Annotated in this window: 22 protein-coding genes and 1 pseudogene; 15 read left to right on the top strand and 8 right to left on the bottom strand. The window is 74.5% G+C overall.

Annotated features, from left to right (window positions below; translation table 11 throughout):
* Positions 1-242 (bottom strand): YczE/YyaS/YitT family protein (locus ACN261_RS31365; RefSeq protein WP_425853534.1); only part of this gene is annotated, 242 nt, incomplete at its 3' end.
* Positions 243-300: 58 nt separating this feature from the next.
* Between ACN261_RS31365 and ACN261_RS31360 the strand changes: the two genes are divergently transcribed.
* Positions 301-1761 carry a PLP-dependent aminotransferase family protein gene (locus tag ACN261_RS31360; protein ID WP_088643138.1) on the top strand — a complete coding sequence of 487 codons (1461 nt, stop codon included), beginning with the start codon at positions 301-303 and terminating at the stop codon, positions 1759-1761.
* Between the two features lie 122 nt (positions 1762-1883).
* Entirely contained in the window at positions 1884-3188 is a 1305-nt protein-coding gene (locus tag ACN261_RS31355; RefSeq protein ID WP_425847693.1) for a low temperature requirement protein A, read from the top strand.
* Positions 3189-3246: 58 nt separating this feature from the next.
* Here ACN261_RS31355 and ACN261_RS31350 read toward each other — a convergent pair whose 3' ends face one another.
* From ACN261_RS31350 to ACN261_RS31340, 3 genes are all read right to left on the bottom strand, one after another.
* Positions 3247-5073 carry an AMP-dependent synthetase/ligase gene (locus ACN261_RS31350; RefSeq protein WP_425847690.1) on the bottom strand — a complete coding sequence of 609 codons (1827 nt, stop codon included), beginning with the start codon at positions 5071-5073 and terminating at the stop codon, positions 3247-3249.
* An 89-nt stretch (positions 5074-5162) separates the two neighbouring features.
* Positions 5163-6278, bottom strand: a complete 1116-nt coding sequence (locus tag ACN261_RS31345) for a terpene synthase family protein (protein WP_421483427.1) — start codon at positions 6276-6278, stop codon at positions 5163-5165.
* Positions 6279-6513: 235 nt separating this feature from the next.
* A complete protein-coding gene (locus tag ACN261_RS31340) occupies positions 6514-7143 on the bottom strand; it encodes a TIGR03085 family metal-binding protein (protein WP_421483426.1) in 630 nt (209 codons plus the stop codon).
* A gap of 158 nt (positions 7144-7301) precedes the next feature.
* On the opposite strand from ACN261_RS31340, the gene ACN261_RS31335 reads away from it, so the two are divergent.
* The 3 genes from ACN261_RS31335 to ACN261_RS31325 all read left to right on the top strand — a co-directional run bounded on the left by ACN261_RS31335 (position 7302) and on the right by ACN261_RS31325 (position 11898).
* Positions 7302-9176, top strand: a complete 1875-nt coding sequence (locus tag ACN261_RS31335) for an ABC transporter ATP-binding protein (protein WP_425847687.1) — start codon at positions 7302-7304, stop codon at positions 9174-9176.
* Positions 9177-9232: 56 nt separating this feature from the next.
* Positions 9233-11023, top strand: a complete 1791-nt coding sequence (locus tag ACN261_RS31330) for an ABC transporter ATP-binding protein (protein ID WP_421486876.1) — start codon at positions 9233-9235, stop codon at positions 11021-11023.
* 101 nt (positions 11024-11124) lie between these two features.
* The gene (locus ACN261_RS31325; protein ID WP_425853533.1) at positions 11125-11898 is read left to right on the top strand and encodes a DUF2470 domain-containing protein; all 774 of its coding nucleotides are present in this window, start codon (positions 11125-11127) and stop codon (positions 11896-11898) included.
* Positions 11899-12077: 179 nt separating this feature from the next.
* On the opposite strand, the gene ACN261_RS31320 is transcribed toward ACN261_RS31325, so the two are convergent.
* From ACN261_RS31320 to ACN261_RS31310, 3 genes are read right to left on the bottom strand one after another with little or no spacing between them, the layout of a single operon-like run.
* The gene (locus ACN261_RS31320) at positions 12078-12725 is read right to left on the bottom strand and encodes a TetR family transcriptional regulator (RefSeq protein WP_425853532.1); all 648 of its coding nucleotides are present in this window, start codon (positions 12723-12725) and stop codon (positions 12078-12080) included.
* Between the two features lie 5 nt (positions 12726-12730).
* Positions 12731-13486, bottom strand: coding sequence for an ABC transporter permease (locus ACN261_RS31315; protein ID WP_088643074.1), 756 nt, complete (start codon positions 13484-13486; stop codon positions 12731-12733).
* Entirely contained in the window at positions 13483-14223 is a 741-nt protein-coding gene (locus ACN261_RS31310) for an ABC transporter ATP-binding protein (protein ID WP_421483422.1), read from the bottom strand. The genes ACN261_RS31315 and ACN261_RS31310 overlap by 4 nt, the downstream gene beginning before the upstream one ends.
* 108 nt (positions 14224-14331) lie before the next feature.
* On the opposite strand from ACN261_RS31310, the gene ACN261_RS31305 reads away from it, so the two are divergent.
* From ACN261_RS31305 to ACN261_RS31280, 6 genes and pseudogenes are all read left to right on the top strand, one after another.
* Entirely contained in the window at positions 14332-14718 is a 387-nt protein-coding gene (locus tag ACN261_RS31305) for a MerR family transcriptional regulator (RefSeq protein ID WP_421483421.1), read from the top strand.
* The gene (locus ACN261_RS31300) at positions 14715-15701 is read left to right on the top strand and encodes an aldo/keto reductase (protein ID WP_421483420.1); all 987 of its coding nucleotides are present in this window, start codon (positions 14715-14717) and stop codon (positions 15699-15701) included. The genes ACN261_RS31305 and ACN261_RS31300 overlap by 4 nt, the downstream gene beginning before the upstream one ends.
* Positions 15702-15817: 116 nt before the next feature.
* A pseudogene (locus tag ACN261_RS31295) lies at positions 15818-16708 on the top strand (hypothetical protein); the annotation flags it as partial.
* Positions 16709-16834: 126 nt separating this feature from the next.
* A complete protein-coding gene (gene hisI, locus ACN261_RS31290) occupies positions 16835-17278 on the top strand; it encodes a phosphoribosyl-AMP cyclohydrolase (RefSeq protein ID WP_421486875.1) in 444 nt (147 codons plus the stop codon).
* Positions 17275-18828, top strand: a complete 1554-nt coding sequence (locus tag ACN261_RS31285) for an anthranilate synthase component I (RefSeq protein WP_421483419.1) — start codon at positions 17275-17277, stop codon at positions 18826-18828. The genes hisI and ACN261_RS31285 overlap by 4 nt, the downstream gene beginning before the upstream one ends.
* Positions 18825-19415 (top strand): Trp biosynthesis-associated membrane protein, encoded by a 591-nt coding sequence (locus tag ACN261_RS31280; RefSeq protein WP_425853531.1) that lies wholly within the window; start codon positions 18825-18827, stop codon positions 19413-19415. Before ACN261_RS31285 ends, ACN261_RS31280 begins: the two co-directional genes overlap by 4 nt.
* Here the strand turns inward: ACN261_RS31280 and ACN261_RS31275 are convergent.
* The gene (locus ACN261_RS31275) at positions 19408-19683 is read right to left on the bottom strand and encodes a hypothetical protein (protein WP_421483417.1); all 276 of its coding nucleotides are present in this window, start codon (positions 19681-19683) and stop codon (positions 19408-19410) included. The two genes, ACN261_RS31280 and ACN261_RS31275, sit on opposite strands and share 8 nt — an antisense overlap.
* 478 nt (positions 19684-20161) lie before the next feature.
* Here ACN261_RS31275 and trpC point away from each other — a divergent pair, with 478 nt between their 5' ends.
* The 4 genes from trpC (at position 20162) to lgt (ending at position 24497) form a co-directional block, all read left to right on the top strand.
* Positions 20162-20965 carry an indole-3-glycerol phosphate synthase TrpC gene (gene trpC, locus ACN261_RS31270; RefSeq protein WP_176738808.1) on the top strand — a complete coding sequence of 268 codons (804 nt, stop codon included), beginning with the start codon at positions 20162-20164 and terminating at the stop codon, positions 20963-20965.
* Positions 20966-21070: 105 nt separating this feature from the next.
* Positions 21071-22300: a tryptophan synthase subunit beta gene (trpB, locus tag ACN261_RS31265; RefSeq protein ID WP_421483416.1), complete on the top strand. Its 1230-nt coding sequence runs from the start codon at positions 21071-21073 to the stop codon at positions 22298-22300.
* A 4-nt stretch (positions 22301-22304) separates the two neighbouring features.
* Entirely contained in the window at positions 22305-23108 is an 804-nt protein-coding gene (gene trpA / locus ACN261_RS31260; protein ID WP_421483415.1) for a tryptophan synthase subunit alpha, read from the top strand.
* A 189-nt stretch (positions 23109-23297) separates the two neighbouring features.
* Positions 23298-24497 carry a prolipoprotein diacylglyceryl transferase gene (gene lgt / locus ACN261_RS31255; RefSeq protein ID WP_425853530.1) on the top strand — a complete coding sequence of 400 codons (1200 nt, stop codon included), beginning with the start codon at positions 23298-23300 and terminating at the stop codon, positions 24495-24497.
* The last annotated feature ends 11 nt before the right edge of the window (positions 24498-24508 follow it).

The raw sequence follows: 24508 nt of genomic DNA, 5'->3' as shown, positions 1-24508 counted from the left end.
AGCCCTGGGCGTTGCCGCAGCGGGATCCAGAGCAGCAGCACCACCGCGCCGACCGCGATGGTCACGGTGCCGAACGACAGGCCGGTCTGCCGGGACAGCCCCTGGTGGAAGACGTCCCACGGGTCCAGTCCGAGCCCGGAACGGATCATCATGGCCATGCTGACCCCGTAGAGGACCAGCCCGGCGTAGAGCTGGGTGAGCCGGCGGCCGGGTCGGTGCCGGAGATTGCCAATCGGAGCCATGCATGCCACCCTAGGGTCCAATATCGCCCACTGAAGAGCCAATTCCGAAGGGGTGGCCGTGACCAGCCAGGTGCGAGGGGTCCAATTGGCGCGGTTGCTCGGGCAGTGGCACGCCCTGCCCGGTCGCCGCCGCAGCCCCGACTACGCCGCGCTCGCCGCCGCCGTCCGGGGCCTGCTCGCCGACGGCCGGCTCCCCCTGGGGGTACGCCTGCCGGCCGAACGGGAGTTGGCCGAGGCGCTGCGGATCAGCCGTACCACGGTCACCGCCGCGTACCGGCAGTTGCGGGAGACCGGCCACCTGGCCAGCCGGCGCGGCGCGGGAAGCTGGACCATGCTCCCCGGCACCCACCGGGTCGCCAGCACCGGCCTGTGGACCCCGCTGGACGACCGCGACATGATCGACCTCGGGGTGGCCGCGCTGGCCGCGCCGCCCGAACTGGTCCCGGCCGCCCGGGCCGCGGTGGAGGACCTGCCCCGGTACCTGTCCGGCGCGGGCTACCACCCGACCGGCATCATCGAGCTGCGCGAGGCGGTCGCCCGGGCGTACACCGAGCGGGGGCTGCCGACCAGCGCCGAGCAGATCATGGTGACCAGCGGCACCCAGCACGCGTTGGACCTGGTGCTGCGGCTGGCCCTGGTGCCCGGCGGGAACGTCCTGGTCGAGTCGCCCACCTATCCGAACGCGCTCGCCGCGCTGGCCGCCCGGCGGGCCCGGATCACCACCCACGGCCTCGCCGTCGACGGGATCGGGTGGGACGCCGACCTGCTGCTGGGCAGCGTCCGGCAGACCCGGCCGAAACTGGCCTACCTGATCCCCGAGTTCCACAACCCGACCGGGCACCTGATGGCCGCCGAGCTGCGGGAGCGGCTGGTCGCCACCGCCCACGCCGCCGGCACCGACCTGGTCGTCGACGAGTCCTTCGTGGACCTGCCGCTGGACGGCACGCCGCTGCCCCCACCGATGGCCGTGTTCGACAGGCACTCCCGGGTGATCTCCATCGGCGGGATGAGCAAGCCGTACTGGGGCGGCCTGCGGATCGGCTGGGTCCGCGCCTCCGCCCCGCAGGTGCAGCGGCTCGCCGCCGCCCGGGTCGGGGTGGACATGGCCAGCCCGGTGCTCGACCAACTGGTGGCGGTGCACCTGCTCGCCCAGGCCCCGGCCATCGTCGCGGCCCGCCGGGCACAACTGGTCACCCAGCGCGACGCGCTGCTCGCCGTGCTCGCCGAACGGCTGCCGGACTGGCGTTTCGACGTCCCCCGGGGCGGCGTCACGCTCTGGGTCGAGCTGGACGGCCCGATCTCCAGCGCGCTGGCCCGCGCGGCCGAGGAGGTCGGCGTACGGCTGGCGCCCGGTCCCCGCTTCGGCCTGGACGGCACCCTGGAGCGGTTCCTCCGGCTGCCGTTCACGCTGCCCGTCGCCGACCTGGTGGAGGCGGTCGGCCGGCTGGCCGCGATCCGCTACGACCTCGACCGGGGCGCGGGTCGCCCGCGCTGGCGGGAACCAGCAGTCATCGCCTGACCCGGCCAGGACGGTCCCGACCGGGCCTGCGCCGCACGGGCGACGCGTCGCCGTCGGACGGCCGCGTCGCCGGTCGGGGCGAACCGGCCTGACCGGGCGGCCCCGGCTGGGAGACTGCCGGTGTGGGTGGCCCGGGACGGTGGCACGGGATCCGGCCCGGTGCGCCCGGCTCCCGGACCACCCGGCTGGAACTCTTCTACGACCTGGTCTTCGTCTTCGCGTTCTTCACCGTCACCGCGCTGACCTCGCAGGAGCCCACCGGGGCCAACCTGCTGCGCTGCCTGCTGGTGCTGGGCCTGCTGTGGTGGTGCTGGACCGGTTTCGCGGGTCTGGGCAACGCGGTCCGCGCCGACCAGGGGCCGCTGCCACTGCTCGGCTTCCTCACCGTCACCGCCACCTTCCTGCTGGCGCTGAGCATGCCGGGGGCGTTCGTCGACGAGCCGGGCGGGCTGAACGGCCCACTGGTCTTCGCCGGCTGCTACTTCCTCGTCCGGGCCTGCCAACTGGCCGTCTTCGGCGTGCTGGCCCGGGACGACCCGGCCCGGTGGCGGCAGTGGACCCGGCTCGCGCTGCTGCCGGTGGCCGCCACGGCGCTGCTGGTCGCCTCCGCTCTGCTGCCCCACCGGGTCGCCGCCGACGGCACCGCGACCGTCCTGCAACTCACCCTCTGGACGCTGGCCCTGCTGCTGGAGTACGTGGCCGGGATCCGCCTCGGCGGGACCTACTGGGCGGTGCTCTCCGCCGGGCACTGGGCCGAACGGCACGCCCTGATGGTGCTGATCGCGCTCGGCGAGTCGATCATCGCGCTCGGCGTCGGCCCGAAGTTCGTCACCGGCCTGCCGCTGACCTGGCCGGTGGTGATCGCCGCGGTGTTCGGCATCGCCGTCGCGTCGGTGCTGTGGTGGGCCTACTTCGACACCCTGGCGCTCGCCCTGGAACAGGCGTTGCACGGCAGCCGCGATCCGGTGGGCAGGGCCCGGCTGGCCCGCGACGCCTACACCTACCTGCACCTGCCGATCATCGCCGGGGTGATCTTCTTCGCCCTCGGCCTCAAGGACCTGCTGGCCGAGGTGGCCGACCCGGACACCCCGACCTGGGGGGTGCCGCTGGGGGGCTTCTGGGTGCTGGTGCTCTGGGGCGGGGTGGGCCTCTACCTGCTCAGCCTCGTGGCCTGCGAGCTGCGGGCGACCCGGGTGCTGCGCTGGCCGCCGGTGCTGGCGGTGCTGGCGCTGGCGGCGCTCGCCCCGGCCGGGGCCCGGGTGCCCGAGGTGGGGGCGCTGGCCCTGCTGGCGCTGGTCTGCGTGGCGTTGGCCGCGGTGCAGACCCGCAGCCAGGGCGGCCGTCGGCGGCAGGTGCGCCGGCTGGCCCTGGCGCAGGAGGAGGCCGTCGAGGAGGCACAGAGCCGGTGGCGTCACGAGCACCTGTGACCGGCCGGCGGCCGTGTCCCGGGACGGGAGGACACGGACGCCGGCCGGTCGGCGGGGATCAGATCTCGGCCAGGCTGCCCTCGTACATCCGGTCGATCTCGGCGGCGAAGTTGCTCTCCACACCGCGCCGCTTGATCTTCAGCGACGGGGTCATCTCGCCGTCCTCGATGGTCAGGTCGCGGGGCAGGACCGTCACCTTCTTGATCGTCTCCCAGCGGTTGAGCCTGGTGTTGAGCTGGGCGACGTGCTCCTCGACCATCGCGTGGGCCTCGGGCGAGGCGACGATCTCGGCGTAGTCACGCCCCTCCAACGGGCCACCCGCCGCCCAGCCCCGGATCGCGTCCGGGTCCAGACTGACCAGCATGGTGCAGTAGTTGCGGGCCTGGCCGATGACGATCGCCTGCGAGGTGTACGGGCAGATGGCCTTGAACATGCCCTCGATGTGCGACGGCGCGACGTACTTGCCGCCGGAGGTCTTGACCAGGTCCTTCTTGCGGTCGGTGATGCGCAGGTAGCCGTCGTCGTCGAGGCTGCCGATGTCACCGGTCCGGAAGAAGCCGTCCTCGGTGAACGCGGCGGCCGTCTCCTCGGGCAGGTTGTGGTAGCCGCGCATCACCGGCCGGCCGCGTACCAGGATCTCCCCGTCGGTGTCGATCCGGCACTCCAGGTCGCCCATCGCCCGGCCGACAGTGCCGATCCGCAGCCCGTCGGGCGGGTTGACGAAGTTGCCGGCGCTGGTCTCGGTCAGGCCGTACCCCTCGGAGATCGGCAGGTTGGCCGCGGCGAAGAAGGTGGCGATCTCGGCGCTCAGCGGGGCCGCGCCCGAGACGAGCACCCGGATCCGGCCGCCGAGGCGGGCCTGGAGCTTGCTGAACACGAGCTTCTCGGCCACCGCGTACTTGGCCTTCAGCATGCCCGGCACCGGTCGGCCGGCCTGCTCCAGGGCGACCTTCCGCTTACCGACCTCGACCCCCCAGGCGAAGATCTTCGCCTTGGCGCCCCCGGCGTCCTGCGCGGTGGTGACCGCCTTGTTGTAGACCTTCTCGTAGACCCGGGGCGCCCCGCACATCAGCGTCGGCCGGATCACCCCGAGCAGCTCGACGAGCTTGTCCACCCGGCCGTCGACGTAGGTGGGCAGGCCGACGTGCGTCGAGCCGCAGAGCAGCGTCTTGCCGAACGAGTGCGACAGCGGCAACCACAGGTACTGCACGTCGTCGTCGCGCAGCAGGCCCGTCTCGGCCTGCACCACCCCCTCCCAGCACCAGCCACCGTGCAGCAGCTCGACCCCCTTCGGCCGGCCGGTGGTGCCCGAGGTGTAGATCAGCGTGGCCAGGTGCTCGGGACCGACGGGGGCGATCAGCCGGTCCACCAGGCCGGGGTCGGCGGCGAGCGCCCGCGCGCCCTGCTCCTCCAGCTCGGCCAGGGTGAGCTGGGGCACGGCGGCGGTCGGGTCGGGGGTGCCGTCGAAGAGCACCACGTGGGTCAGCGCGGGCAGCTGCGCGCCGGACACCTTCGCCGCCTGGGCCGGGTTCTCGGCGAACAGCACCCGGGAGCCGGAGTCGGCGATGATGTACGTCGCGTCCTGCGGCTCGGTGGTGGGGTAGACGGTGGTGGTCGCGCCGCCCGCGCACATGATGCCGAAGTCGGCGATGATCCAGTCCAGTCGGGTGTTGGCCAGGATCGCCACCGGGTCCTCCAGCCCGACCCCGAGCCCGTGCAGGCCGGCGGCGACCGCGTCGGCCCGCCGGCCGACCTGCGCCCAGGTCAACCAGACCGGCCCGGAGTCGTCCGCCGCCGGGTGGGCGAAGGCGCGCTGGTCGGGGGTGGCGGCCACCCGCTTGCGGAACATATCGGGGATGGAACGGTATGGGACATCGAGAGCCATCGAGGTTGCCGCCTTCGGGGGTGGGTGACGTGACGGGGGTCACGTCGCTCTGCGGTTACCGAAGGGTATTGCCTGCACCCGGGCATCGGCTAGCCCTCGAACCTGTGAGGCGGCTGAGTCCCGCCGGGCGCGCCGGCCGGCCCGGCGTACCGGTCCGCCCGCCTCGACCAGTCGTAGGTGGCGCGCAGCCAGGCGCGGCGGGCTGCCAGGTAGGGCGTCACCGTCGGCCCGGCGTGCGCGACCAGGGCCGCCTCCCGCACCAGGTAGCCGGCCAGCCCGTCGTTGAACCATCCGGCGGCCAGTTGGAAAGCCGCCGCCTCGTCCCGCCCGTGCTGCACGGCGAGGACGGTCACCAGGTTGTGCGGGTCGGCCACCGCGTCCCGTTCCTTGCGGTAGGAGAACAGGTCGTTGCACCAGCAGACCAGGTCGACGGCGAGGTCGTCCAGGGCGAGCAGCGCCGGATCGGCCCGCCGCGCCGGGCCGGGCGGGCGGCCGTACGCCAGGTCGGTGAGGGTGAGGCTGGGGCGTACGCCGCCGGTGTGCCGGCGCATCTGGCGGTATTCGGCCAGCCCGGGGACCCGGCGGCGCTCCCGGTTGGCGGCCTCCCACAACAGTGCCAGCAGGTACTCCCGCAACTGGCTCACCAGGCGTAGCAGCAGCGTGGGCCGGCGCTGGTCGACCACCCGTCGACACAGGTCCGCCAGCGCGACGCCGAGCGCCCCGGCCGGCGTGTCCCGGTCGCCCGGGGGGACACCGTCGCCGACCGGCCGGCTCGGCCCGCCCCAGGCCCCGGTCGTTCCGCTCCGGCCGGTCCTTGCGCCGGCTGGTCCGCTCCGGCCGGTCCCCGCGCCGGCGTCGGTCGGCCCGCCGGGCCGGTCGAGCACGTCCAGCAGTGCGGCGACCGTCGGCGCGAGGGTGGCCGGCGCGCTGCCCAGGCCGTCGTCGTCGCAGACGTCGTCCATCACGAACAGCCAGGAGAGCAGGTCGGTGAGCAGTCGTAGCCGGGTCACCGGGGCCTGCGGGCAGGCGCGTCCGGCCAGTTCGGCCGCGCCGGCCCGGTGCAGCCGGGAGGTCGCCGGTCCGACCCCGACCAGACCCTGCCCCCGGGCCCACTCCAGGCTCTCCGCCGCCACCCGGTCGGTGGCGACGTGCCGGCGGCTGACGAACGGTGGCTCGTACAGTGCCGAGACGTCGAAGCTTCGCATGGCGTCCCCAGTCGGCCGCCCCCCACGAGCGGCGTCGCCGGAGAGTACGGCAAGGAGATCGACATCAGTCGTTGCGGAGGAGTCGGGGTGACCGAATCCACCCCTGTCGCGAACAGTGACGTCCTTCACTGCGCCAGGTGATCATCCGGCCGCGCAGGGTGTCCGCCGCAGCGGGGAGCCCGCCGACACCCCGGCCCGCGCGGCGGCGTCGCGGGGGCGGTGCCGGCGACCGGGCTCACAACCCCAGCGCTGCCGTCCGCAGCCGTTCGGTCAGCGCCGGTGGGCCGTCGAGCTGGACCCGGGCCACCCGCTGCCGGCCGGACAGGAAGAGCACCAGCTCACCGGGGGGCCCGACCAGCCGTACCCGGTCACCGCCCCGGCCGGCGGTCAACTCGCCGTGGCCGGGGGCCTGCACCAGCAGGTGCGCCGGGAAGCGTCGGGCCCGGGTCCGGGTCAGCAGGGACACCGGCTTCCACAGCCGGGCGGCCAGCCCCGCCGGGACGTCCCGGGGGTGCCAACCCGGGCGGGCCCGCCGGACGTCCTCGTGGTGGATGAAGAACTCCATCGTGTTGGCCAGCTCGTCGGTCAGCGGATTGCTGACCGGGCTCCATACCGGGGGCCGGCGCACCTGGTCGACCAGTTCCGGCCAGGGGCGGGCGGCGACCCGCAGCCGCACCCGCTCGGCGTACCCGTGAAGGGGCGGCAGCATGATGCCGCCGGCGGCGTCGGGGCGGCGCTCCCGCACCACCAGGTGGGCGGCGAGGTCCCGGGCGGTCCACCCCTCATTCAGCGTGGGGGCGTCCGGGCCCACTTCCAGCATCAGGTCGGCGAGCGCCTCGCGCTCCGCTCGGGCGTACCGCGGCATGCAGCGATCGTAGGTCGGCGGGGCGCCATCGGCGCGGCGGAGACCCGCCGCGACGGGCGCGGGCGGGACGTGACGGTGGACATACGTCGCCGGGCGGCGGCGGTGGCCGGGACCGGTAAGGATAAGGGAGATAATTGCGGCTTACGGCGGGGGAGAGCGTGGCGAGCGGGACGAGTCGGGACGTGATCCGCCGGGGGTTGTGGGTCCTCGGCCGGGCGATCCGGGAACAACCGCGCATCTTCGCGGTGGCGGTCGCCGGCAGCGTGCTCTTCGGCGGGTTGGTGATCGCCAGCGCGTACGTGGTCGGCGCGGTCGTCGGCGACGTGGTGGTGCCGGCGGTCGAGGCCGGTGAGGTCGGCACCGGCACGGTGGCCCTGGCCGCCGTGGCCCTGTTCGGGATCAGCGTGCTGCGGGTGGTCGGCATCTTCGGCCGGCGGCTCGGGGCCGGCTACATGCAGTTCCGCCTCCAGGCCGCCTACCGTCGCCGGGTCACCCGCCGCTACCTCGACCTGCCGCTGGCCTGGCACCACCGCAACGCCACCGGCACGCTGCTGTCCAACGCCAACTCCGACGTCGAGGCGGCCTGGTACCCGATCGCGCCGCTGCCGTTCGCGGTCGGCACGCTGGTGATGCTGGTCGGCGCGGTCGGCTCGCTGTTCGTCACGGACTGGGCGCTCGCCCTGGTCGGGCTGGCCGTGTTCCCCGCCCTGTTCGCACTCAACGTGGTCTACTCCCGCCGGATGGCCCCCCGCCAGGCCCGCGCCCAGCGGCTGCGGGCCGAGGTCAGCGGCATCGCCCACGAGAGCTTCGACGGCGCGCTGGTGGTCAAGACCATGGGCCGCGAGGCCCAGGAGACCGCCCGGTTCGCCGGCCGGGCCCGGGAGCTGCGGGACTCGCTGATCGCGGTCGGCCGGCTACGCGGCGTCTTCGACCCGCTGCTGGAGACGCTGCCCAGCCTCGGCACCCTGGCCGTGCTGGTGGTCGGCACGGTCCGGCTGCGGCAGGGCGCGATCACCGTCACCGAACTGGTCAGCGTCGCCTTCCTGTTCACCGTGCTGGCGTTCCCGGTGCGGGCGATCGGCTGGGTGCTCGCCGAGCTGCCGCGCAGCGTGGCCGGGTGGGACCGGGTCAGCCGGGTGCTCGACGCCACCGGCGAGATGCCCTACGGCGAGGTCACCCTCGACGAGGACGCCGGCCCGGCGACCCTCGCCTTCGACGGCGTCCACTTCGGCTACGAGCCCGCCGAGGCGCACCTGCCCGGGGCCCAGGTGCTCGGCGAGGTCGCCTTCACCGTGCCCGCCGGGCGGACGGTGGCGCTGGTCGGGCCGACCGGTGCCGGCAAGTCCACCATCGCCTCGCTGGCGGTCCGGCTGGTCGACCCGGACGCCGGCACGGTCACCCTCGACGGGGTGGACGTGCGCCGGCTCACCGCCGCGTCGCTCGCCTCGACCGCCGCGCTGGTCGCCCAGGTGCCGTTCGTCTTCGACGACACCGTCCGGGCCAACATCAGCCTGGACCGGCCGGGCATCGACGACGAGGACGTCTGGGCGGCGCTGCGGCTGGCCGAGGCGGACGGTTTCGTCGCCGCCCTCCCCGACGGGCTGGACACCATGGTCGGTGAGCGGGGCACCTCGCTCTCCGGGGGGCAGCGGCAGCGGCTCACCCTGGCCCGCGCCCTGGCCGGCCGGCCCCGGCTGCTGGTGCTCGACGACGCCACCAGCGCGGTCGACCCCCGGGTCGAGGCCGCCATCCTGGCCGGGCTGCGCGCCCCGGCCCCCGGGCAGCCGGCCGCCGCGTCGATCCTGGTGGTGGCGTACCGGCGGGCCACCATCGCGCTCGCCGACGAGGTGATCTACCTGGAGCAGGGCCGGGTGCTGGCCCGGGGCACCCACGCCGAGCTGCTGGCCACCGTGCCCGGCTACGTCGACCTGGTCACCGCCTACGAGCAGGCCGAGCAGGAACGCGCGGAGAACCGGACGTACGACGAGGTCGCCCCGCTGCCGACGGGCCTGGAGATCGAGGTGGACCGGTGAGCGCGAGGAGTGCAGCGCAGCGGAGCCCCGCAGCCGCGAGCGAGAGGTCGGCACCGGTGGGCGAGGGTGGCGGGGACGAGCCGGTCGAGCGGACCGAGGGGACCTGGCAGACGTTGCGGCGGGGGTTGGCGCTCTCGCCGGAGCTGCGTACCGGGCTGGCCGGCACGTTGGCGTTGGCACTGGTCTACATGGTCGGCCGGGTGGCCGTGCCGGTGGCGGTGCAGCGCGGCATCGACCAGGGGATCGCCGTCCCCGGCGGCCCGGATCTCGGGGTGATTCTCACGGTGGTCACCGCCACGGCGGCGGTGCTGGTGCTCACCACCGTCTGCGGTTACCTGATGATGCGGCGGCTGTTCACCGTCAGCGAGACCGCGCTGGCCAACGTCCGGACGAGGGCGTTCCGGCACGTGCACGACCTGTCGATGCTGCACCAGCAGTCGGAGCGGCGCGGGTCGCTGGTCTCCCGGGTGACCAGCGACGTCGACCAGATCACCCAGTTCCTCCAGTGGGGCGGGGTCATCCTCGTCGTCAACCTGGGTCAGCTCGCGGTCACCACGGCGGTGATGCTGGCGTACTCCTGGCAGTTGACGCTGGTGGTGCTGGTCGCCTTCGCGCCGGCGGTGCTGATCATCCGGTTGTTGCAGCGCCGGTTGGCCGGGGCGTACGGGGTGGTCCGGCAGCGGACGGGCACGCTGCTCGGCACGGTCGCCGAGAGCGTGGTGGGCGCGCCGGTGATCCGGGCGTACGGCGTCTCGGGGCGCACGGCCCGGCGGTTGGACGCGGCGATCGAGGGGCAGCGGTTGGCCCAGCAGCGGGCCATCCGGATCAGCATCATGGGCAGCTCGGTGGGGGAGCTGGCGGCCGGGGTGGCGTTGGCCGGGGTGGTGGTGGTCGGGGTGTCGCTGGGGGTGGACCGGACGCTGTCGGTCGGCCAGCTCACCGCGTTCCTGTTCCTGGTCACCCTGTTCATCCAGCCGGTGCAGATCGCCACCGAGGTGCTCAACGAGGCGCAGAACGCCATCGCCGGCTGGCGGCGGGTGCTCGACGTGCTGGACATCGCGCCGGACGTCGCCGATCCGGGGGAGCAGGGCCGGGACCTGCCGGCCGGCCCGCTGGACATCCGCTTCGCCGACGTGACGTTCGCCTATCCGGGTGGGCCGCCGGTGCTGCACGGCGTCACCCTGGACATCGCGGCGAAGAGCCGGGTGGCGGTGGTCGGTGAGACCGGCAGCGGCAAGACCACCTTCGCCAAGCTGCTCACCCGGCTGATGGACCCGACGCAGGGGCGGGTGCTGCTGTCCGGGGTGCCGCTTGATGAGGTGCGGTTCGACTCGCTGCGGTCCCGGGTGGTGATGGTGCCGCAGGACGGGTTCCTGTTCGACGCCACGGTCGGGGAGAACGTCCGCTTCGCCCGTCCCGAGCTGACCGATGCGGAGTTGACGGCCGCCTTCACCGAGCTGGGTCTGGCCGACTGGCTGGACGGCCTGCCGGCCGGACTGGCCACCCCGGTGGGGGAGCGGGGGGAGGCGTTGAGTGTCGGGGAGCGGCAGCTGGTGGCGCTGGCCCGGGCGTACGTGGCCGATCCGGACCTGCTGGTGCTGGACGAGGCGACCAGCGCGGTCGATCCGGCCACCGAGGTTCGTCTGCAGCGCACCCTGGACGCGGTGACCCGGGGGCGGACGACGCTGGCCATCGCGCACCGGTTGTCCACCGCGCAGGCCGCCGACGAGGTGGTGGTGGTGGACCGGGGTCGGATCGTCCAGCGGGGTCCGCACGAGGAACTGCTGCGTGATCCGGACTCGGTGTACGCCCTGCTCTACGCGTCGTGGTTGGAGCAGACCCGCTGATCCACGGGCTGCCCAACCGTGGGAATGGCGTCCGGTGGACGTGGTCGCCGCGGTGCTCTACTCTGCGGGTTAGGTAAGGCTAACCTTTTTCGGAGGTGCCCGTGGCTCCGACCCCTGCTGAGCTGATCCGTACCCTGGTGGCCGGTCGGTTACCCGGCCTGGTGCACCTCGCCCACCGCCCCGGTCCGTTCCACGTCCGGCACGCCACCGACGAGGAGGGACGGGTGCTGCTGCTCGTCCCGGTCTTCAGCGACCTCGCCGCCGAGTTGGACCCGGCCGCCGCGCGGGAGGTGGCCGTGGTGCTCGACGTGCTCGACCTGCCCCCGGCCGCCGGTGCGCCGTCGACCGGCCGGGCCTGGGTGTCCGGCTGGGCGGTGCCGCTGACCGGCGATCCGGCCCGCCGGGCGGCCGTCGAATTCGCCGCCGTGGACCCGACCGGCGACCTGCTCGACGTCGGGAGCCGGTTCCGGCTGCACCGCTTCGAGGTGGTCGAGGCCCGGCTGGAGACCGCCGGCGCGGTGCACCGGGTCGATCCGGGCGACTACGCCGCCGCCGAACCGGACCCGCTGCACGCCGCCGAGGCCGCCCTGCTGGCCGACCTCGCCGACCACCACGGGCCGCAGGTGACGGCGTACCTGCGCCGTCGGCTCGGCCTGACCGGCGGCGAGCCCCGGGTGGTCCGACTCGACCGGTACGGACTGGTCGTGGCGCTCGGCGGTCCCGGTGACAGGCGTCGCGCCCGCCTGCCGTTCCCGCAACCGGTGACCGACCTGTCGGAGCTGTCCCGGGCGCTGCACCCGCTGCTCTGCACCCGTTCCGCCGCCCACCCCCGCACCCCCCGCCACCCCGCCAACACCCGAACCGACCGCGACTAGCCCCGCCGCAACCCGTGGCCCCCCCAGCCACGGGCTGTCGCGCGCCCCACCCCGCGCACCCCACCCGTCCCGTCCCGGTCCCACCTTGCCCCGGTCCCGTCTCGCCCCGGTCCCGTCTCGCCTCGGTGATCAAGAGGTTCGCGTCAGGGCAGGCGATCGGCATGACGCGAACCTCTTGATCACCGAGCCGGAGCAGCGGGGGGTGGAGCGGCGGGCGGTGGGGTGGCGGGGGAGTGGGGGAGGGGGGCGGTGAGGTAGCGGTGGATGGTGGGGCCGAGGGTGGCGGCCAGGGTGTCGGCGGTGGCGGAGGCGACCGGCTCCAGCCGGATGACGTAGCGCGTCATGGCCAGCCCGATCATCTGGGTGGCGACCAGCCCGCCGCGCAGCGGCAGCTCCGCCGGGTCCAGGTCGAGGTGGTCGAGCACCCGGCGCAGCACCTGGGTGGTCAGGAACTCGCGCATCAGCCGGGCCCTCCACTCGCTGTTGGTCGCCGAGCGCAGCAGCGCCACCGCCGCCCCACCGGCCGGCGAGTCCCACACCCCGAGGAACGTGCGCACGAGCCGCTCCCCGATCCCGTCCGGGTCGCCGGCCAGCACGGCGGGCAGCAGCACGGCCGGGTCGATCGGGATGTCGACGGTGGCCCGGAACAGCTCCTCCTTGCTGCCGAAGTAGTGGTGCACCAGGGCCGGATCGACCCCGGCGGCGGTGGCGATCTGCCGGATCGAGGCCGTGTCGAAGCCCCGTTCGGCGAACGCCGACCGGGCGGCGGCGAGGATCGCCTCCCGGGTGTCCTGGTTGCCGGGGCGGCGGCCGGTGCGTCGGGCCACCGGGCTCACCCGCTGCGCCGGCGCAGGGTCGCCGCCGCCAGCACCAGGGCCAGCACCGCCGCGCCGGCCACGATCGACACGTCCCGCCACATCAGGCCGGTCGGTGCGGAATGCGCGCCGACCTCCTGCAGGGCCTCCACCGCGTACGACAGGGGCAGCGCGTCGCTGACCGCCTGGAGCCAGCCGGCCATCTGGTCGCGGGGTACGAACAGCCCGCACAGCAGCAGTTGCGGGGCGACCACGACCGGCATGAACTGCACCGCCTGGAACTCGGTGCGGGCGAAGGCGCTGCAGAACAGCCCCAGCGCGACGGCCAGCACCGCGTTGACCGCGGCGATCAGCACGACCAGCCCGGCGGACCCGGCGGTGGTCAACCCGAGCAGCCGGTACGCCGCCGCGGCGGCGACTGTCGACTGCACCACCCCGGCCAGCCCGAACGCGATGCCGTAGCCGAACAGCAGGTCGAGCTTGCCCAGCGGGGTGGTGAGCAGCCGCTCCAGCGTTCCGCTGGTGCGTTCCCGCAGCATCGCGATGCTCGTCACCAGGAACATGATGATGAACGGGAAGAAGCCCAGCATCACCAGGGCCACCCGGTCGAAGGGGGACGGCGCACCGGGCGGGGCCGGCTGGTCGGCGTACATGAAGTAGACCAGGGTGAGCAGCACCGTCGGCACCACCACCAGCAGCGCCACCGTACGCCGGTCGTGCCGTAGCTGACGCAGGATGCGCCCGGTGGTGGCGGCCAGGATCGTCGGGTTCACGCCGCCTCCCCGGTGCCCGTCGGCTCCGCCCCGGCGGCCCGGATCAGCCGTAGGAACGCCTCCTCCAGGTCGTCCACCCCGGTGTCGGCGCGGACCGCGTCCGGGGTGTCGTCGGCGATCAGCCGGCCGTGGCGGATCAGCAGCAGCCGGTCGCAGCGGGCCGCCTCGTCCATCACGTGGCTGGACACCAGCAGGGTGGTGCCGGCGGCGGCCAGGGCGTGGAACCGGGCCCACAGGTCGGCCCGCAGCACCGGGTCCTGCCCGACGGTGGGCTCGTCGAGGACGACCAGTTCCGGCTCGCCGACCAGCGCGCAGGCCAGCGATGCCCGGCTGCGTTGCCCGCCGGAGAGGGTGCCGACCAGTTGGCCGGCGGCGGCGGCCAGGCCGACGTCGGTGACCGCCGCGTCGGCGTCGGCGGCGCTGCGCCCCTGCAGGGTGGCGAAGTAGCGGGCGTTCTCCCGGACGGTCAGGTCGGCGTAGACGCTGGGCGCCTGGGTCAGGTAGCCGACCCGGTGGCGCAGTTCGGCAGTGCCGGCCGGGTGGCCGAGCACGGTGACCGTGCCGGAGCTGATCGTCTGCACCCCGACGACGGCCCGCATCAGGGTGGTCTTGCCGCTGCCGCTCGGGCCGAGCAGCCCGGTGACCGTGCCGCGCGGCACCGTGCAACCGATGCCGTCCAGCACCCGTCGTCGACCCCGGTCGACGACGAGGTCGCGGACGGCGATGGCGTCGTCCATCGCACCTCCCCCAAAAACTCATCACTTGTTGAAATCAACGCTAGATGAATTACCCGTCGGCGCGCAACGGTTGACTTCGAGCGCGCTCGAACTGAGAACCTGGGGCGCGTGGACATCAGCACGCGGGAGAGAGTCCTGTCGGTCGGCGAGGCGGCGGCCCGGGTCGGCCTGACCACCTACACACTGCGCTGGTACGAGCAGGAGGGGCTGGTCGCTCCGGTCGGCCGCGACTCGGCCGGCCGCCGCCGCTACACCGAGGACGACCTGAACTGGCTGGTGCTGCTCACCCGGCTGCGCCGCACCGGGATGCCGGTGCGCGACATGCGCCGGTACGCCGAACTGGCCCGCCAGGGCGACCGGACGCGGGCCGCCCGACGGGCGCTGTTCGAGGCCCACCGGGTCCGGGTACTGGCCCGGATGGCCGAACTGGAGGAGGACCTCAAGGTGCTCAACTACAAGATCGAAACCTACCGCTGCACGGAGGAGGAACGATGATCCGTCGACGGATCGGGGCCGGCGGTCCGGAGGTCTCCGCCATCGGACTGGGCTGCATGGGCATGAGCTTCGCCTACGGCGGGCAGGACGACGCCGAGTCGACGCGTACCCTGCACCGCGCCCTCGACCTGGGCGTGAACCATCTCGACACCGCCGACATGTACGGCTTCGGCGCCAACGAGCGGCTGCTCGCCCCGGTGGTGCGGGCCCGCCGCGACGAGGTCTTCCTGGCCACCAAGTTCGGCAACCGGCCCCACGCCGACGGCTCCGGAGCGTACGTCGACAGCAGCGCCGCCTGGGCCCGCGAGGCCTGCGACGCCTCCCTCGGCCGGCTCGGCGTGGACACCGTCGACCTGTACTACCTGCACCGGCGCGACCCGGGCACCCCGATCGAGGAGACCGTCACGGCGATGGCCGAACTGGTCGGGGCGGGCAAGGTGCGCCTGCTCGGCCTGTCCGAGGTCAGCCCGGCGACGCTGCGTACGGCCCACGCGGTGCACCCGATCGCGGCCGTGCAGATGGAGTACTCCCTGTTCACCCGGGACGTCGAGGGGGAGATGCTGGACACCTGCCGGGAACTGGGGGTGGCGCTGGTGGCGTACTCGCCGGTCGGGCGGGGACTGCTCACCGGGGCGATCACCGGCCGGGACCAGCTCACCGAGGGTGACTGGCGGGCGGCGGCACCCCGCTTCGCGGCGGACAGCCTCGACGCCAACCTGCGGCTGGTGGCCGCCGTGCGGGCGGTGGCCGAGGAGATCGGCTGCACGCCGGCCCAGGCCGCCCTGGCCTGGCTGCTCGCCCAGGGCGAGGACGTGCTGCCGATCCCCGGCACCAAGCGGGTCCGCTACCTGGAGGAGAACGCCGCCGCCGCCGACCTGCGGCTCACCGCCGACCAGCAGGCACGGCTGCGGGAGGCGGTCCCCGTCGACGCGGTGGCCGGCGACCGGTATCCGGCAGCCGGGATGCGGACGGTCGGGCACTAGCCGATCGATCGACATCTTCGGACACTTGGCTTCGGACCGGGCGTCAGCCTTCGGACCGGACAGGAAGTCCGCCTTCGGGCATTGCGCCCCGATCGGACCTACGGCACGATGGCGCGGTGGATCACGCTCCGTTGCCGGAGGCCGCCTTCCTGGCCGACTGGACCGACCGGCTGCGCGCGTCCGCCGAGCACCCGGTGGTCGGGATCCTGCTGCGTGGCAGCCACGCCCGGCGGGCCGCCACCGCGTACAGCGACGTCGACCTCGACGTCCTGGTGAGCACGACCGGGCCCATCCCGGCGACACCGCCGGACGGGCCCGGTCCGGGCCGCGCGTCGACCGCGCCCGTCGCACCCGGGCAGCCCCGTGCGGCGGGCCGGTCCGCGCCGGTGGGACCGCCGGGCCGGGCGGGCGGCACACGGCGCGGCGCGGCGACCGACCCGGTGGACCCACCGGGCGGGTCCGCGCGTGGCCGGTGGCCGACCGGCACGCCGTACGACGCCCGCCGGGCCTACCTCGCCGAGGTCGACGGGCGGATCGTGCACGTGTCGGTGGCCGCCCGGGACGTCCGCACCTGGGTCGACCGGCTCGGTGAACCCGCCGACTGGGCGTTCGGGCTGCCGGTGACCACCCCCACCCGGCTGCTCTGGGCCGACCCGACCTGGCGTCGCCGCATCGACCTGCCGGTGCTCTGCCAGCCCGCCGACCAGCCCCGCCTGGAGGAGCTGGTGGCCACCCTCGGCAAGGTGGCCGGGGCGCTGGCTGCCGACGACCCGCCCGGCGTCCGGCTGGCCGCCGCCGACCTGGCCCGGCTCTGCCCGTCCGTGCTGCGCCCGGCCAACCCGGGGGTACGGGTGGCGTCCCGCCGGGCCGCCTTCGCCGCCGCCCTGGACCTGCCGGTCGCACCGCCCGGCTACCGCGACGACATGCTGCTCTGCCTGGGGGCACGCCCCGGCGGCACCGTCGAGGTCGGTGTCGCCGCCGCCCGCCTGGTCAGCGGGGTGCTCCCGCTGGTGCGCCCGTACGCCGAACGGGTCGCCGAGACCGCCGGCCCGGACCTCGCCCGTGCCCTGTGCGACGGCCGGCTGGAGCGGTACGTCGCCCAGCTGTCCCGGGTGGTCGGGGACGGCCCGCAGGTGCCCGCGCCGCGTGCGGGACAATCGGTAACTGTGCCCGTACCTGACTCTTCCCCCCGCGACGGCGGACCCGGTGGCGCGGTCCGCCCCTCCCGTCTCGACCCGGCCGTCGCCGCCCGGCTGCGCCGCACCCCGGACGGCCTGGTCGCCGCGGTCGTGCGCCAGCACGACACCGGCGAGGTGCTGATGGTCGCCTGGATGGACGACGAGGCGCTGCACCGCACCCTCACCACCGGCCGGGCCACCTACTGGTCGCGCAGCCGGCAGGAGTACTGGGTCAAGGGCGCCACCTCCGGCCACCACCAGTACGTCCGCTCGGTGGCGCTGGACTGCGACGGCGACGCGCTGCTGGTCGGCGTGGACCAGGTCGGCGCGGCCTGCCACACCGGCGAGCGCACCTGCTTCTTCACCGAACTCCCGGTGGTGCAGGGGGTCCGACCGTGACCGACGGAGCGCTCAGCCCGGACCTGGCGGGCTTCGTCGAGGCGGCGGCCCGGTGGCGGGTGGTGCCGGTGACCCGGCGGTTGCTGGCCGACGCGGAGACCCCGGTGGGGGTCTACCGCAAGCTGGCCGGTGGGCCGGGCACCTTCCTGCTGGAGTCCGCCGAGCAGGGCGTCGGCTCGGCCGGCATGGCCTGGTCGCGCTACTCGTTCATCGGGGTGCGCAGCAGCGCCACTTTGGTCGAACGGGACGGCGTCGCGCAGTGGACCGGCACCCCGCCGGCCGGCGTACCGGTCTCCGGCGACCCGGTGCACGTGCTGCGGGAGACCGTCGCGGCGCTCGCCGGTGGGACGCCCGACCCGGCCGCCGGCCTGCCGCCGCTGACCGGCGGCATGGTGGGCTACCTGGGGTACGACCTGATCCGCCGGTTCGAGCGGCTGCCCGAGCTGACCGAGGACGACCTCGGCCTGCCGGAGCTGGGCATGATGCTCGCCACCGACCTGGTGGTGCTGGACCACTACGACGGGTCGGCGATCCTGGTCGCCAACGCGGTGCTGCCGCCGCTGGATGACCCGGACCGGGCCGAGCGGGTCACCGCCGCCTACCACCACGCGGTGGGACGGCTCGACGCGATGACCACCGCGCTGTCCCGACCGATTCCGCCCATGATCTCGACGGTGGGCCGGCCACCGGCCGGTGACGTGGTCAGCCGGACCCCGCACGGCGGGTACCCGAAGGCGGTCGAGGCGGCGAAGGAGGCGATCCGGGCCGGCGAGTGCTTCCAGATCGTGCTGGCCCAGCGGTTCGAGCGGGCCACCGACGCCGACCCGCTGGACGTCTACCGGGTGCTGCGCACGACCAACCCGAGCCCGTACATGTACCTGCTCCGCTTCGACGGGTTCGACATCGTCGGCTCGTCCCCGGAGGCGCACCTCAAGGTCAACACCGACACCGACGGGCAGCGCCGGGCGATGCTGCACCCGATCGCCGGGACCCGGCCGCGCGGGGCCACCCCGGTCGCCGACGCCCGGCTCGCCACCGAGCTGCTGGCCGACCCGAAGGAACGCGCCGAGCACGTGATGCTGGTCGACCTGGGCCGCAACGACCTGGGCCGGGTGTGCCGGCCGGGCACCGTGCAGGTGCCGGAGTTCGCCACCATCGAGCGCTACAGCCACGTGATGCACATCGTCTCCACGGTGGTGGGCACCCTGCGCGAGGACCGGACGGCGTTCGACGCGCTGGCCGCCACCTTCCCCGCCGGCACCCTGTCCGGGGCGCCGAAGGTGCGGGCCATGGAGATCATCGAAGGGTTGGAGCCGGTGCGCCGGGGCCTCTACGGCGGCACCGTGGGCTACTTCGGGTTCGGCGGCGACCTCGACATGGCGATCGCGATCCGGACCGCGCTGATCCGCGACGGCCGGGCGTACGTGCAGGCCGGGGCGGGGGTGGTGGCCGATTCCGATCCGGCCGCCGAGGACCAGGAGACCCGGAACAAGGCCGCCGCCGTGCTGGCCGCCATCGCCGCCGCCGAGACCCTGCGACCGGCGCGGTGAGCGGCACCCGGGCCACCGCGACGACGGCGGCCGACGGCCCGTCGACCGGTCGGCGCGAGCTGACGTACGCGGTGCTGCTCTGTCTGGCCGGCGCTGGTCTGGCGGCCTGGGCGGCGACCCGGACCTGGTCGGTGGAGGTGCTCGCCCGGGGGACGCTGCCGCCGAGCCGGCAGGAGCGGTCCGGGGCGGACCTGCTGCCGTGGCTGTCGGCGTTGGCGCTCGTCGCGTTGGCCGGCGGCGGCGCGGTGCTGGCCACCCGGGGGCTGCTCCGGCGACTGCTGGGTGGCCTGGTCGCCCTGCTCGGCCTGGCGGTGGCCGCCGGGGGCGGTTACGGGCTGGTCGCCACCGACGGCGTCGAGGTGCACCGGCAGTGGCCGGCGCTCTGCCTGCTCGGCGGACTGGTGGCGGCCGGCGGAGGGCTGCTCACCGCGCGGCGCGGCGCGGCCTGGCCGGCGATGGGCGCGCGTTACGAGCGGACGGTCCGCTCCGACGGGCCGGCCCGGCCGGGTGGCCGGTCGATCGCCGAGGGTGGCAACCGGGAGGCGTGGGACGCGCTCGACCGGGGTGAGGACCCGACGGTCAGCTGACCGGCTGCGGCGCGCGGGCGGCCTGCCGGTCCCGGGTCGCGGCCCGGCCGGCGGCCAGCTCGGCGACCAGGCGGTCCAGGGCGGCACGCTGGTCGGCGCGGGCCCGGTCGGCGCAGACCGCCTCCCAGGCGTTGCCCCGCGCGGTACGCACCCGGCCCTCGCCCACCACGACGCGTTCGACGGTGTGCACCACCTCGACGGCCAGCGCGGCGACGGTCCGGGAGATGGTGGTGAGTCCGATGCCGGCGTTCGGCCCCGCAGTGCTCATAGGTCACCCCGCACGATGAGATCCGATGGTGGGCAGGCGCATCGTCGAGTCTGCCCGACACCGATGCTGCCGGGCTCACGTTTCGCCCGGGTGACGGCCCGGTCAACGGCCCCCACCTGCGTCGCAGGGCCACCCTTGAGCTTGGTCACAGCCGTCGGGCCGGACCGGTCGAGCTGCGCGCCGGGCCCGGACGTGATCTCATAGCGTATGGGCATCGATCGATGGTCCGGGGTGGCTCGGACGACGGGTGTCGATGACACCCACCGACGGGCCCGGTGGCGCTGCGTGACATTCCGTTCACCGGAGGTCCGGCATCATGCCACAGCCCATCTCGTGAGGAGCGCCATACCCCCGGCGTCTGTCGCCAGGTGGCGCCCCCTAGCATCGGCCCATGACACCCGGAGAGGGGAGTCCGTTGGTGACTGCTGAGCATGCGCACGCAGAGGGGGACGGGGCCGGTTCGGCGGCGTCCGCAAGCGTGCTCGACGAGATCCTGGCCGGCGTCCGCGAGGACGTGGCCCGGCGGCAGGAGCAGCTTCCGCTGGAGCGGCTGCGCGAACTTGCCGCCGCCGCGCCGCCACCGCTGGACGCGTACGCGGCCCTGCGCAAGCCCGGCGTGGCCGTGATCGCCGAGGTGAAGCGTTCCTCGCCGAGCCGGGGACGGCTGGCCGAGATCGCCGATCCGGCCGAGCTGGCCGGCGAGTACGCCTCCGGCGGCGCCCGGGCGATCAGTGTGCTGACCGAGGGGCGCTGGTTCGGTGGTTCCCTCGACGACCTGGCGGCCGTCCGGGCCGCCGTGCAGGTGCCGGTCCTGCGCAAGGACTTCGTGGTCTCCAGCTACCAGGTGCACGAGGCGCGCGCGCACGGCGCCGACCTGGTGCTGCTGATCGTCGCCGCGCTGGAGCAGAACGCCCTGGTCGGGCTGCTGGAGCGGATCGAGTCGCTGGGCATGTGCGCGCTGGTCGAGGTGCACACCGAGGAGGAGGCCGACCGGGCCCTGGAGGCCGGCGCGCAGGTGATCGGGGTCAACGCCCGTGACCTGCGTACCCTGGAGGTCGACCGGTCGGTGTTCGAGCGGATCGCCCCCGGCCTGCCCAGCAGCGTCGTCAAGATCGCCGAGTCGGGGGTGCGGGGGCCGCACGACCTGATCCGGTACGCCTCGGCCGGCGCCGACGCCGTCCTGGTGGGCGAGGGGCTGGTCACCCAGAAGAGCCCCCGCGAGGCGGTCGCCGAGCTGGTCAACGCCGGGAACCACCCGGCCACGCCCCGCCCGGCGCGCTGACCCGACGGGCAGATCCGCGCAGCGAGAGGACATCGCGATGAGCGAGCGATTCGTCACCGGCGACGCGACGGTGCGTCGACGCGCGACCGGCCGGGGAGCGACGGCATGAGCGCCGGGGAAGCGGCCGAGCGGTTCCCCGACTCCGCCGGCCACTTCGGCCGCTTCGGCGGCCGGTTCGTCCCCGAGGCGCTGGTCGCGGCGCTCGACGAGCTGGACGCCGCGTACCGCAAGGCGATGACCGACGAGGAGTTCCGCGCCGAGTTCGACGCCCTGCTGCGCGACTACGCCGGCACCCCCTCGCTGCTCTACCCCGCCGAGCGGTTCTCCGCCAAGGTCGGCGCCCGGGTGCTGCTCAAGCGGGAGGACCTCAACCACACCGGCGCGCACAAGGTGCGCAACGTGCTGGGCCAGGCGCTGCTCACCCGGCGGATGGGCAAGCGCCGGGTGATCGCCGAGACCGGCGCCGGCCAGCACGGGGTGGCCACCGCCACCGCCGCCGCCCTGTTCGACCTCGAGTGCGTGGTCTACATGGGCGAGGTGGACACCGAGCGGCAGGCGCTCAACGTGGCCCGGATGCGGATGCTGGGGGCCACCGTGATCCCGGTGACCACCGGCTCGCGCACCCTCAAGGACGCGATGAACGAGGCGATGCGGGACTGGGTCGCCAACGTCGACGACACCCACTACCTGATCGGCACCGCCGCCGGGCCGCACCCGTTCCCGGAGCTGGTGCGGGACTTCGTGCGCGGCATCGGCGACGAGGCCCGCCGGCAGTGCATCGACCTGACCGGCGCGCTGCCCGACGCGGTGCTGGCCTGCGTCGGCGGCGGCTCCAACGCGCTGGGCATCTTCCACGCGTTCGTCCCCGACACCGACGTGCGGCTGTACGGCTTCGAGGCCGGCGGCGAGGGCGTGGAGACCGGCCGGCACGCGGCCAGCATCACCGGCGGCACCTCCGGGGTGCTGCACGGCACCCGCACCTACGTGCTGCAGAACGCCGACGGCCAGACCATCGAGTCGCACTCCATCTCCGCCGGCCTGGACTACCCCGGGGTCGGCCCGGAGCACGCCTGGCTGCACGACACCGGCCGGGCCCGCTACCGGCCGGTGACCGACGCCGAGGCGATGGCCGCGTTCGAGCTGCTCTGCCGTACCGAGGGGATCATCCCGGCGATCGAGAGCGCGCACGCCCTGGCCGGCGCGGTGCAGATCGCCCCGCAGCTCGCCGCCGAACTGGGCCGGGAACCGGTCCTGGTGGTCAACCTCTCCGGTCGGGGCGACAAGGACGTGCACACCGCCGGTGAATACTTCGGCATCCTCGACAAGGAGCAGTGAGACCGTGAGCCGGATCGGGGTGGCCTTCGACAAGGCCCGCGCCGACGGGCGGGCCGTCCTGGTCGGCTGCATGCCGGCCGGGTTCCCCACCGTCGACGGCAGCATCGCCGCGATGACCGCGATGGTCGAGGCCGGGGTGGACGTCATCGAGGTGGAGATCCCCTACTCCGATCCGGTGATGGACGGTCCGGTGATCCAGAAGGCCAGCGACATCGCCCTGGCCGGTGGCGTCCGCACCGCCGACACGCTGCGCATCATCGAGGCGGTCGCGGCCACCGGCGCCCCGGTGGTCACCATGACCTACTGGAACCCGATCGAGCAGTACGGGGTGGACGCGTTCGCCCGGGACCTGGCCGCCGCCGGGGGCACCGGCCTGATCACCCCGGACCTGATCCCCGAGGAGGCCGGCGAGTGGCTGGCCGCCTCGGACGCGTACGGCCTGGACCGGACGTTCCTGGTCTCCCCGTCGTCGACCGACGCCCGGCTGCGGATGACCGTCGAGCACTGCCGGGGCTTCGTCTACGCCACCGCCATCATGGGGGTCACCGGGGCCCGGTCGCAGACCTCCGACGCCGCACCGGTGCTGGTCTCCCGGGTGCGGGAGGCCAGCGAGCTGCCCGTCGGGGTGGGGCTCGGCGTCGGCACCGGTGCGCAGGCGGCCACCGTCGCCGGGTACGCCGACGGGGTGATCGTGGGCAGCGCGCTGATCCGCCGGCTGCTGGACGCGCCGGACCTCGACGCGGGACTGGCCGCCCTGCGTGCCCTCTCCGCCGAACTCGCCGAGGGCGTCCGCAACCCGGCCCGCTGACCCGCCCGCCCCGACGCCGCACGATCGCACCGGCGTGCCGACCGCTCTCCCGACGGCGGCGCACCGGCGTGCCGTGGGCCGCGACGACGCACGCGGATCACCGGGCCGGACGTGGCGGGGCCGGCTGGGCGGGGGCCCGACCGGACCGGGGTGCCACGGCGGGCGTCCGCAGCGGTAGCCTGTTCCCCCGTGACCCTCGTCTCGATGACGCCCCTGGCGGCGCTGCCCAGCCCGACCACCGCCGTCTGGCAGCTCGGGCCGGTCCCGCTGCGGGCGTACGCCCTCTGCATCGTCGCCGGCATCGTGATCGCCTGCCTGGTGACCGAGCATCGGCTGCGCCAGCGGGGCGTCGCGCCCGGCGCGGTGCTCGACATCGCGGTGTGGGCGGTCCCGACCGGCATCATCGGCGCCCGGATCTACCACGTCGTCACCTCACCCGAGAAGTACTTCGGCACCGGCGGCGACCCGTGGAAGGCGTTCGCCATCTGGGAGGGCGGTCTCGGCATCTGGGGGGCCGTGGCCGGTGGCGCGGTCGGCGCGTGGATCGCCGCCCGGCAGCTCGGCATCCCGCTGACGGTGGTGGCCGACGCCCTGGCCCCCGGCCTGCCGCTGGCCCAGGCGGTGGGCCGGCTCGGCAACTGGTTCAACAACGAGCTGTACGGCGGGCGGACCACCCTGCCGTGGGGCCTGGAGATCCACCGGATGGACCCGGACAACCCCGGGCACGCACTGCGCGACGACGCCAACCAGCCCATCCTGGAACCCGGCCTCTACCATCCGACGTTCGCCTACGAGGCGCTGTGGAACCTCGGCGTCGCCGGCCTGGTGTTCGCCCTGGACCGGCGGTTCAGGTTCGGGCGTGGCCGGGCCTTCGCGCTCTACGTGATGGGCTACACCGCCGGCCGGTTCTGGATCGAGCTGATGCGCACCGACGAGGCGAACCGCATCCTCGGCCTGCGGCTCAACGTGTGGACCGCCGGGTTGGTCTTCGTCGGCGCGTTGATCTACTTCCTGCGGGTACGGGGGCCCCGCGAGTACCTGATCCCGGTCCCCACCCCCGCCTCCGGACCCGCCGGGGACGGTGGCGACGTCTCCCAGGTCGACCTCTCCGCCACCGGGAAGGGGGCTCCGACGGCCACCCCGGCCGGGTACCGGGTGGTCGACGAGGAACAGTTCACCGCGTACCGGGAACGCGGGGTGCTGCCCGGCGCACCGGGCGCGCCGGCAGCCGACGACCGGTCAACCGGGCCGCAGGACGGTGACACCGACGACCGGACCACCGACACCGACGCCGACGACCGGCCTTCCGGGGCCGACAGCGGCGACGGGCCCGCCGGAGCCGACCGGTCTGCCGGTGCCGCCGGCCGGTCCACCGACCGGGACAGCTGAGCGGGCGCGGC

Source organism: Micromonospora sp. WMMD723, assembly GCF_049863385.1.
Taxonomy (GTDB): Bacteria; Actinomycetota; Actinomycetes; order Mycobacteriales; family Micromonosporaceae; genus Micromonospora; species Micromonospora wenchangensis.
Note: the sequence above shows the minus strand (reverse complement) of the source record. Positions and strands in the feature narration are given on the sequence as shown.

Coding starts and splice junctions, on each gene's coding strand:
- ACN261_RS31350 (WP_425847690.1), bottom strand. CDS start 5,073: ATGGCTCTCGATGTCCCATACCGTTCCATCCCCGATATGTTCCGCAAG.
- ACN261_RS31345 (WP_421483427.1), bottom strand. CDS start 6,278: ATGCGAAGCTTCGACGTCTCGGCACTGTACGAGCCACCGTTCGTCAGC.
- ACN261_RS31340 (WP_421483426.1), bottom strand. CDS start 7,143: ATGCCGCGGTACGCCCGAGCGGAGCGCGAGGCGCTCGCCGACCTGATG.
- ACN261_RS31310 (WP_421483422.1), bottom strand. CDS start 14,223: ATGGACGACGCCATCGCCGTCCGCGACCTCGTCGTCGACCGGGGTCGA.
- ACN261_RS31300 (WP_421483420.1), top strand. CDS start 14,715: ATGATCCGTCGACGGATCGGGGCCGGCGGTCCGGAGGTCTCCGCCATC.
- ACN261_RS31275 (WP_421483417.1), bottom strand. CDS start 19,683: ATGAGCACTGCGGGGCCGAACGCCGGCATCGGACTCACCACCATCTCC.
- trpB (WP_421483416.1), top strand. CDS start 21,071: ATGAGCGCCGGGGAAGCGGCCGAGCGGTTCCCCGACTCCGCCGGCCAC.